The organism is Acinetobacter sp. V89_4 (assembly GCF_029967875.1).
Lineage (GTDB): Bacteria > Pseudomonadota > Gammaproteobacteria > Pseudomonadales > Moraxellaceae > Acinetobacter > Acinetobacter oleivorans.
Genome location: NZ_JASCAI010000016.1, coordinates 223,824 through 234,162, shown reverse-complemented (window position 1 = coordinate 234,162; position 10,339 = coordinate 223,824). Strand labels below are relative to the sequence as shown.

At 41.0% G+C, this 10,339-nt stretch carries 7 protein-coding genes and 1 tRNA gene; 4 read left to right on the top strand and 4 right to left on the bottom strand.

What is annotated here, in order from left to right:
* Positions 1-77: 77 nt before the first annotated feature.
* From QLG01_RS05415 to QLG01_RS05405, 3 genes are all read right to left on the bottom strand, one after another.
* Positions 78-153 (bottom strand) — tRNA-Lys (locus QLG01_RS05415).
* A 120-nt stretch (positions 154-273) separates the two neighbouring features.
* Positions 274-2,115 (bottom strand): long-chain-acyl-CoA synthetase, encoded by a 1,842-nt coding sequence (locus tag QLG01_RS05410; RefSeq protein WP_192455169.1) that lies wholly within the window; start codon positions 2,113-2,115, stop codon positions 274-276.
* Between the two features lie 191 nt (positions 2,116-2,306).
* Positions 2,307-5,657: an Rne/Rng family ribonuclease gene (locus QLG01_RS05405; RefSeq protein ID WP_282495982.1), complete on the bottom strand. Its 3,351-nt coding sequence runs from the start codon at positions 5,655-5,657 to the stop codon at positions 2,307-2,309.
* A gap of 721 nt (positions 5,658-6,378) precedes the next feature.
* Here QLG01_RS05405 and QLG01_RS05400 point away from each other — a divergent pair.
* The 4 genes from QLG01_RS05400 (at position 6,379) to QLG01_RS05385 (ending at position 9,399) form a co-directional block, all read left to right on the top strand.
* On the top strand, positions 6,379-7,311 hold the full coding sequence (locus tag QLG01_RS05400) for an RluA family pseudouridine synthase (RefSeq protein ID WP_282495981.1): 933 nt from the start codon (positions 6,379-6,381) through the stop codon (positions 7,309-7,311).
* Complete coding sequence (locus QLG01_RS05395) at positions 7,308-7,982, top strand: HAD-IA family hydrolase (RefSeq protein ID WP_282495980.1); 675 nt, start codon at positions 7,308-7,310, stop codon at positions 7,980-7,982. Before QLG01_RS05400 ends, QLG01_RS05395 begins: the two co-directional genes overlap by 4 nt.
* A gap of 69 nt (positions 7,983-8,051) precedes the next feature.
* Positions 8,052-8,744 (top strand): YafY family protein, encoded by a 693-nt coding sequence (locus QLG01_RS05390; protein ID WP_192455166.1) that lies wholly within the window; start codon positions 8,052-8,054, stop codon positions 8,742-8,744.
* A 49-nt stretch (positions 8,745-8,793) separates the two neighbouring features.
* Positions 8,794-9,399: a glutathione S-transferase family protein gene (locus QLG01_RS05385; protein WP_151988878.1), complete on the top strand. Its 606-nt coding sequence runs from the start codon at positions 8,794-8,796 to the stop codon at positions 9,397-9,399.
* 58 nt (positions 9,400-9,457) lie between these two features.
* Here the strand turns inward: QLG01_RS05385 and QLG01_RS05380 are convergent, their stop codons facing one another.
* Positions 9,458-10,135: a DUF1345 domain-containing protein gene (locus tag QLG01_RS05380; protein ID WP_049837944.1), complete on the bottom strand. Its 678-nt coding sequence runs from the start codon at positions 10,133-10,135 to the stop codon at positions 9,458-9,460.
* Between the last annotated feature and the right edge of the window lie 204 nt (positions 10,136-10,339).

The following is a 10,339-nucleotide window of genomic DNA, read 5'->3' as shown; positions in this document are numbered from 1 at the left end:
AACGCGGGACCAACGGATTAAAAGTCCGCTGCTCTACCAACTGAGCTAACGACCCAAATAGGTTCAAAACAGATAAGTGGTGGGTCGTCCGCGACTCGAACGCGGGACCAACGGATTAAAAGTCCGCTGCTCTACCAACTGAGCTAACGACCCGTATCGTTTTGATGTCGCGTATTTTAGCAAGTTATTCAACTAACACAAGAGGTAAATCAAAAACATTTGCATGATTGCCTATAAAAAGCACGATTTCCTCTTGTTTAGCTAAAAAATGAACTAAAAACGGTATTTATATGCCTGAATGTTGTCAAAAATTTCAGTTGTGACATCACAATAACTGTTTGTACCAGGTAATAAAGCGAGTAAACGTTCAGAAGTTTTGCTTGGATTAAACGAATCTTCCTTCAATTTATTCTTTTGATATTTAAAAGTACCTGTTGTTTCAACTTTAGCTTGCACTCGTAAAAACACGGGTACTGCATAAGCAGGCAAGCATTTTTTAAATATAGTAACCATTTCGGTTAAGTCAGACTCATTTAGCTCAGCGCCATCAGCAAGTGTGATTGCTGCCATACCAGCACGACCATTGGTATTTGGAATTTCTACCCCATAAACCACCGCTTCAGCGATCTTGTCATACTCACAAACCATGTTCTCAACTTCAGTAGTAGATACATTTTCGCCTTTCCAGCGGAAGGTATCGCCTAAGCGGTCAACAAACTGGGCATGACGGAAACCAATATTACGAACAAGGTCACCTGTGTTGAAATATGAGTCACCTTTTTTAAAGACATCTTTCATAATCACAGATTTATTCTTTTCTGGGTCTGTATAGCCGTCAAAAGGCGAGCGACTGGTAATTTTACCCACTAGCAAACCAATTTCACCGGCTTTAACTTTTTTACACCAGCCCTTTTTATCGCGGACGGGTTCATTTTTCTCTTTATCAAACTCAATAATGGCATATGGCGTAGGAGAGAAGCCTACTGTATTGTCAAAGTTAAAAATATTACTAAACCCGACATTGCCTTCACTTGATGCATAAAGCTCAAGAACTTCTTGCACACCAAAACGTTGTTTGAACTTATCCCAGATGTTTGGACGCATGCCATTACCGATCATTTTGGTTACGCGGTGGGCGCGGTCAATTTCTGTAGGAGGGGCATCCATTAAGTAACGACAAAGCTCTCCTACATAGCCAATTGCAGAGGCATTAAATTTCTGAACATCTTTCCAGAAGGCACTGGTTGAATATTTACGTCGAATTGCAAGGGTAGAACTTCCCGCAATCACACCACACCAGCAAACTACGACACCTGTTGCATGGTAAAGCGGTAACGTTACATACATCACATCATCTGGGCCAAGGTTTAAAATGTGCCCATAAGTACCATAGGCAAGTGTCCAGCGACTGTGTTTGAAAATAACAGCCTTTGGTAAGCCTGTTGTGCCTGAAGTATAAATATAAAACAGGCCATCATTTCCATGAACAGATTGCGTAGTTGATGGGTTAAATTTTGGAAATTGATCAATTTCTATTGCAAGATTGGCATAACCTTGAGGTGCAGTTCCTGCATCTTGACGTGTAGCCTGATCTGCAAACCAATGAAAACGGTCTTTAGGAACATTTAGGTCCTGACGAATTTCATCAATGACCGCTCGAACTTCTTCACCTGCAATTACGGCAATTGGTTTTACAAGATTGATACTATGAGCGAGGACCTTACCTACTTGAGAGGTATTCACAAGCGCAATTGTTACCCCAATTTTAGCTAAACCTACAATCGTGGCAATAAGCTCAGAACGGTTCTCAACCATTACGGCAATCACGTCACCTTTCTGTGCGCCAAGAGATAGATAATAGTGAGAAATTTGGTTAGCCCATTCGTTTAAAGCTTCATATGAATAACGTTGATCTTCAAATAATAAAGCAATGCCTTGCGGATTTCGCTTAACAGCTTTTTCAAAAGCTACACCCAATCCCGTTGGTGTATTTGCTGTTCTTAAGTAAGCCTGTTTAAGACCATTCAGGATATGGGGTACTTTGGGGATGAAGCTAGGAAGTCTTGTTGCAACATCACCAAGCGTAATGATATCGGTCTGTGTTGTCTGGCTCATATCAATCCTATTTATTTTTCGATCAATCCAAAAAAGGTTGCGTTGGCAAAAGTACAGTGTTTTTCATGGTTCACCATGCTTTTAAAACTTTTCTTCTAGTGCAATCAACCTAATTGGTTAAAAATAACAAAAAAAACCTAGTCATCGAAATGACTAGGTTTGTTTAAATTAGCTGCAATTGAGCAAATGATTTACTCAGCTACAGGATTTGCTTTCTTTGGTGGACGACCACGAGGGCGACGAGGAGGACGACTTGGTTTGTCCTGATCTGCCTTAGAATCGTCTGATTCAACTTCTGCAGTAGCTTCTGTTGGTGCTACAGCCTGTTCTGCGGCAGCTTTTGCTCTTGCAGATGCTTTAGGCTGTTTAACAACCGGAGCTTCAACTACAGTTGTCGCTGGTGTTTCTTCTGCATTTGTTTCACTTTGAGCTACTTCAGCCACTTGATCAAGCTCAAGCGGTTGTTGTTTTGACTCAACAGGTGCTTGTGTTTCAGCAGCAGGAGCAACAACCGTTTCTTCAACAGCTGGAGCTACAGGTGCAGCTTCTTCTGGTGCAGCGTGTTGTTGTTTAACTTGCTCAAAAGCTTGTTCAGCAGCAAGTTTTGCTAAACGACGACGCTCACGTGGATCATTAGCAACACGTGGTGTTTGCTCTTTTTGTGGCGTCAATGCAAGTACAGGCGCAGGCTCTGCTTCTTGTGATGGCTTGTTGCTTGGAAGCTCTGCATCACGAGTAACAGGCTTTTTGTCTTCAGCATCAGACACGACTTCTGTTGCTAGCGTACTAGCGTATTGTTCAGCAAACTTCTGCAATGCACGATTGAATGTTGGAACTAAACCAAACTGTTCAATCAATACTGTGCAGTCTTCACCATAAACATGACGAATCAAGCTACCAATCGTATATTGCGCCAACGTTGGAATTTGCGATGGGGCAATTGATGGTACCGCAGCTTTAGCACGTTTCGCGTTACGTTGTTCACGACGACGCATACGAGGGTCATTGCTCGCACGTTGAATTTGCGGTTGAGCTTTGCTGTCTGCAGGAGGAGTCGTCGTTTCTTCTGCTTTGGCAGGGACTGCTTCTTCTACAACTGCAACAGGTGCTGGAGCTGGCTCTTGAGCGACTTCAACAACAGGTGCTGTTTCAGTGCGTTCAACAGGTTGCTCTGGAGTCAAAGCAATAATTTCGCTTTGTGCCTGATCAACATTGATTACTAAGGCTGTATTCATGACTTCATGCTTTGGAGCATCAATCAAATCAACCTTAATTTGTTTCTCATCAACAACTACTGGTGCCGCCGGTGCATTTTGATTTTCATTCAATACACTTGGATCGCGGTGGCGATTTGGACGGTTCGGACGTTGTTGATTATTACGGTCACGACGCGGCACGGCATTTTCAGTTTGTTGTCCATCATTTTGATGTTGTTGATGTGACTGATCTGGGTGCTGACGTTTTTGTTGACGTTTTAACTCACGTTGTTCTTGACGTGATAACTGTACAACTTCTTCGTGGACCTGTTGTGGTTGTTGCTGTTGTTGTGGCTCTTGAGCATGGTGATGTTGTTCACGTTGCTCTTTGTGCTTACGTTTTTTGTTGTTTGGACGTTGTTGTACTTTATCGTCTTTTTCAACATTTTCACGAACTTCCTGTTTAGCAGGAGACTGTGAAATGTAAGCATTATTAGATGGAGCTGCAACAGTTTCAGCAACTGACGGTACTGCAACTTGTCCAAACTGGCCACGGCTTACAGCGCCAGTATTGACCATTTGTTCAATTGTCGCAGCAGCATTTTGTGCTGAACGAGATTGATCAATAGTTTTAGCTTGTTTTTGAACAAAAAGGTTCTCTAACCATGCAAGAGGGCTTGCTGCTTTTTGAGTGCTTGGCTGAGCAGCAGAAGGTTGAGCTGCTTGATTTGCTTTCTTTTGACCAGCCGCGTTATTTGCAGCAGGTGCTGCATGAGCATGGCCATGGTCAGCTTCTTCTAAATGCCATTCAGAAGATTCATAACCTAACTCTTTCTCACTTGAGCGAGTTGCTTCAGTACGCTCATAGCTAGATGGTGCAAATCCATCTGGATTGTACTGAATTTCATAGTGAGGTGTTTCTAAGTGCGGGTGAGGTAAAACAGTCACACGAACACCAGAAGTTTGTTCTAAATAAACAAGGCTATGGCGTTTTTCATTGAGTAAGAACGCTGCAATTTCAACAGGAACTTCTACTTGTACTTCACCGTGACGTTCACGAAGCGCAATTTCTTCTACTTTACGCATAATTGAAAGCGAAAGTGAACGTAAGTCACGCACCATACCCGTGCCATGACAGCGTGGGCAAACATATCCAGTTGCTTCTTCAAGTGATGGGCGTAAGCGTTGACGGCTCATTTCCATTAAGCCAAAGCGAGAGAGTTGGCCAAACTGGATTCGTGCACGGTCGCTTTGTGTTGCTTCACGAAGTTTTGCTTCAACCATGCGTTGGTTGCGTTCTTTAGTCATATCGATAAAGTCGATAACAACTAAACCGCCAATGTCACGAAGACGAAGTTGGCGAGCAATTTCTTCTGCTGCTTCTAGGTTTGTATTAAGTGCAGTTTCTTCAACGTCATGTCCACGAGTCGATTTCGCAGAGTTAATGTCGATTGAAACTAAAGCTTCAGTCTGGTCAATTACAATAGAACCACCAGAAGGAAGTTTTACTTCACGCTCGTAAGCAGTTTGAATTTGGCTTTCAATACCAAAATGAGCAAACAACGGCTCGTTTAAAGTATAAGTTTTAAGTTTGTCTAATTGACGTGGCATAACTGCTTTAACAAAGTTATACGCTTCGTTATAAGCTTGTTCGCTATCAATTAAAATTTCTGCAACGTCATCACGTAAGTAATCGCGGATAGCACGAGTAACTACGCCAGCTTCTTGGTGAACAAGCATTGGAGACGGACCAGAACTTGCAGTGCCTTGGATTTGTGCCCAGAGGTCAAGCAAATGCTGTAAATCTAACTGTAATTCTTCTTGAGTACGGCCAATACCTGCGGTACGCACAATAACACTCATGCCGCGAGGTAAATTTAAAGAAGCTAAAATTTCTTTTAACTCTTCACGTACAGAACCTGAAATTTGACGGCTAATACCACCGCCTTTCGGGTTGTTTGGCATAAGAACCAAATAACGTCCTGCTAGTGAGATGAATGTAGAAAGGGCAGCGCCTTTGTTACCACGTTCTTCTTTTTCAACCTGAACAAGTAATTCAGTACCTTCAGTGATGAGTTCACGAATGTTTGAAGTTTGTCGCGGGTCTGCTTGGAAATAACTATTCGCAATTTCGCGCATAGACAAGAAGCCTTGACGGCCTGCGCCATATTCAACAAACACAGCTTCTAAAGAAGGTTCTACGCGGGTTACATGGCCTTTATAGATATTGGATTTTTTCTGTTCTCGGGTACGATTTTCTAAATCAAAATCGTAAAGACGATTACCAGTGATAAGTGCAACGCGGACTTCTTCTGCGTGAGTTGCATTAATCAACATACGTTTCATGGGTGTGACACCTAATAGTGACCCACACAAACATATCGCACAAACTTAAAGGTTCTGAACGAACATCGAACATGACGGATCATTTCCCAGATCTCAAAATATTTGTGGTCTGAGTCATCTGTTACCGGCTACATTTAGCCTTAACTTCGATTCTCGTCTGTGATGTAGGCAATACTGCTTCAACCTTTAAATCGGACTTCCTTAGTGCTTCACTGGCGGGTGAGCGGTACATTGGTTAATGACTTTCACTGTCATTGAGCGCGAAGTGACTTCTTTTTGGAAGTTTGATACGGAATGTTCATCGTATCGGTGCTTTCGGCAGTTCCAATGCATCAACGCTTTAGCCTGAAGACAACATTAAGGAGCGATTTGTCTGATGTGTATCAGTTTACGTTCCATAACCAACTAGAGTTGGTAACATATTTTTTTGAACAAACTGAATTAAACGCAACAGTTTGTCATTTTGCCGATATAATAAGCCTTCGGCGTCGGCATAATTCTTTAGGACCTATCCGAGCTGATGGTGAAAGCATCATTTTGATTGAGGTTTCAATCAGGGAAATTCCCTATTAGATGTTCACTTACGGCGGTATCCGTGCGCTGACTATATCAAACCTTGCAGCATCTGCCTATGGGCTAAGCTTAGATTTCTTGTGAAAAAACTAAGCTAAACGGTCATTTATTAATCAAATTTAGCAAAATTTCAGGTTTAAATATTAGTATGAATTCTACACAGCAATGGCAAAGTGTCACTTGGTTTGAGGTGGATGAACATCAAGCAGGACAGCGAATTGATAATTTCCTGTTCTCGCGTTTAAAAGGTGTACCTAAAAGTCGTATTTATCGTTTGATTCGTGAAAGTCAGGTTCGAGTAAATAAAAAACGTGTTAAAGCTGAGACTAAACTTGAGATTGGTGATCAGATTCGTGTTGCTCCAATTCGTTACGAACAAAAAGACGAAACAGCTGCTCCTGTCAGTGACAGTGTGGCACAAGGTCTATTAAGCCGTGTGGTCTATGAAGATGAAGGTTTGTTAGTTGTAAATAAACCTTCAGGTATTGCTGTCCATGGTGGTAGTGGTATGGCGTATGGTTTGATTGAGGCACTACGTGCAGCGACAGGCAAAAAATATTTAGAACTTATTCATCGTATTGACCGTGATACTTCTGGTCTGGTCATGATTAGTAAAAAACGTAGCACATTAAAACAACTACAAGATATGTTGCGTGAGCACAAAATTCGTAAAACCTATGCAGCGATTGTTAAAGGGCAAGTGAGCTTAGATAAACAGCTGATTGATGCACCTTTATTGAGATATGAGTTGGCAAATGGCGAGCGTCGTGTACGTGTGACTAAAGATGGTAAACCAAGTAAAACCGAATGGGTTGTAGCAGAGCGCTTTAAAAATGCGACTCTGGTTCATGCATCACCTTTATCTGGCCGTACTCATCAGATTCGTGTGCATGGTTTAAGCATTGGACACCCTTTGATTGGTGACGATAAATATGGGCACACGACTGAGTACACTGGCCCTGAAGCACGTCGTCTATGTTTACATGCGATGCGTTTAGAGATTCCAGGTTATCCACCGATTGAAGCACCTTTACCAGAAGACATGGCCCAGTTATTAAAGGCTTTGAGAGTGGCAAAATGAGTCTAAAAACCGAATTAGTTATTTTCGACTGGGATGGGACTTTATATAACTCTGTTGGGCAGATTGTTGCTAGCTTGCAACATGCAGCAGAACAACATGAATTGCCTTTAACAGATGAAGCAGCAAAAAGCATTATTGGTTTAGGCTTGCCTGAAGTTATGCAAACCCTATTTCCAGAAGCACCTGAGTTACATGACTCAATTTTAAAAGCATATGGCGATCACTATATTGCAAACTCTACAAATGATGCATGGTTCGATGGTATTGCTGAGCTACTACATGATTTAAAAGCGCAAGGTTTAAAACTTGCAGTCGCAACAGGTAAAAACCGTCGTGGGCTAGATCGTGTAATCGCAAAAACACAGAGTACTCATCTTTTTGATGTGACTCGAGCAGCCAATGAAACTCGATCGAAACCAGATCCGCTAATGTTGCAAGAAATCTTAACAATCACTGGAGTGAGTGTTGAACGTGCAGTAATGATTGGTGATAGTAGCTATGATCTTGAGATGGCTCAGCGGTTAAACATGCCACGAATTGGTGTGGGCTATGGTGTGCATTCGATCGAAATTCTACAACAGTTTCAGCCTTTAACGATTGCTAAAGATGTACCTGAGCTGCACAACTTTTTAAGAGAGTATGCAAAGTTATCTACGGTAGATGTTGCATAATTTAGAATAATATAAGAAGGGGGATTTATTCCCTCTTATTGTATGTCTAATAACAATAAGAAGAGAAAAATGAGTCGTTCTATTCGTCTATTAAATCTTTTACAACAACTTCGAGAAGCCCGTTATCCAATCACTGCACAAGTTCTCGCTGAACGTATGGGAATTAGTGTCCGAAGTGTCTATCGCGATATCGATAGCTTACGTGAGCAGGGTGTAGCAATTGAGGCATCGGCAGGTATAGGTTTTCAACTTAAAGAAGATATTGTACTGCCACCAATGACACTTAATGAAAATGAAGTCGAAGCTATTTTTCTGGCATTGTATTGGTTAAAGAGTGTGCCAGATCAATCGTTACAATCGGCATCTACATCTGTATTAGCTAAATTGAATTCTGTTTTGCCCGAGCATCGACAATATTTATTACAGCACACGACTTTAAGAGCGTTTAACACGTGGTTGCCTGTAGATGAAAATCGAGTCGAGCAGGTGCGTTTAGCTATTCGGCAGCAAGTTAAAATTTCGCTGCATTATCATGATGAGCAGCAACGAAGTAGTGTCCGAACCTTGTGGCCTTTTGCCTTGGGATATTTTAATGACAAAATTTTATTGGCTGCATGGTGTGAACTCAGGCAGGATTTTAGACATTTTAGACTCGATCGTATTCAACAGCTGAGTTTAAGCCAAGAATTATATCCCTCATTTAAGCAAAAACTATTTGAGCAGTGGTGGGCACAAGAGTCAAAGACTACTGACAAAAACTGACAAAGAGGTTTTGTAGACTAGGTTCCACGATAAACAAGGAGCCATAAAAATGAGCCTTAAACTTTATACTAACAAAGAATCACGTGGTGTTGTGGTCGACTGGCTTTTAGTCGAATTAGGTGTTGAGTGTGAACGTATTGAAGTCGAATACAAGACTGAAATGAAAACACCGGAATATCTAAAAATTAATCCTTTTGGAAAAGTGCCAGTATTGGTAGATGGTGATGTCGTGATTTATGAGCTAGGTGCAATCTGTGCTTATCTTGCTGATAAATTTTTCGATAAAGGTTTAGCTCCTGCATTAGATGATCCTAAACGTGGTTTGTACTATCGCTGGTTATTTTTGATGGCAGGCCCATGGGAAGCTGCTGGTGTTGATAAAGCCCTCGGAATAGATGTATCCCCTGAGCAAAAAATGTTTGTGGGTTATGGTGATTACAACGATGCCTACCAAGCTTTAGTACAAGGGCTTAATGAAGCAAATCCGTATGTGTGTGGCGAACAGTTTACCGTCGCAGATGTAAGCGTGGGAGCAATGCTGTTATGGCAATTGAAAATGGGAGCGATTGAATCTCATCCTGCTATTACGCGTTATGTTGAAACCATCAAGCAACGTGAAGGCTTAAAACAAAGCACGATGGGCTCATTGTTGTAAACCTCTGCTGTTTAGAGTCACCCATTTGGGTGACTTTTTTATTTCCTAAATGCAAGTTTTAGTTGGTAAGAAAACCAGCAGCAACGTTAATACAGATCGCTAAAATGGTGGTATTAAACCCAAAAGACAACACCGCGTGAAATAAGTTTAAAAGACGCATGTGTTTGGTGGTAATCGAAACGTCGGCAGTTTGGGCAGAGGTGCCAATAATATAACTAAAATATAGAAAATCAGGATAAGTGGGTTGTTTTGTTCCCGGAAAATCTAGACCACCATTTTCTTCATTTCTAGATAAAGCCATATAAAAATCATGGGCATAATGTAGTGCAAAAACGGTATGCATAAAAAGCCATGCAGAAACAATAGTGAGTAAAGCTAAAGCCACATGGCCTAACTTTGCAGAATGATCAGAAGGAAGCTGTGAGAGCTGTATTAAAATAGCAACTAGACACATGGTTAAAGCCAATAGAACAATCAGCATAATGACCCATTTGCTTTCATCTTGTTTTTTGGCTTGCTGCTGCATTTGTGAATGATCAGCACTTTTCATGAGCTGCCAAACATGTAGTAAATATATACTAATCGAAGTATTCCAGCTGACTAATAAAATAGTTGACCATTTCCATGAAGTGAACCATGTGAGAATACTCGCTGTGATAAATCCTATAAATAAAGCAATAAAGAAATGAGGGCGGTTTAGTACACTACGTCCAAGATGTTGAAATACTGCAACCATTTTCCTAATCTCCTTTTACTAAATGGTAAATATATTATTTTTTATTAAATGGTGAAAATAATATCCAGTTTTATATAGATTTTATTCCAAGTTTTTAAATTGTATTTAAGAGATATTTGCTTTTACCGAGTAGGTAAAATAGAACAAAAGCGCGGGCTAAACTGTTTATAAAAAGTATAAAATAAATAAAAAATATTATTTACT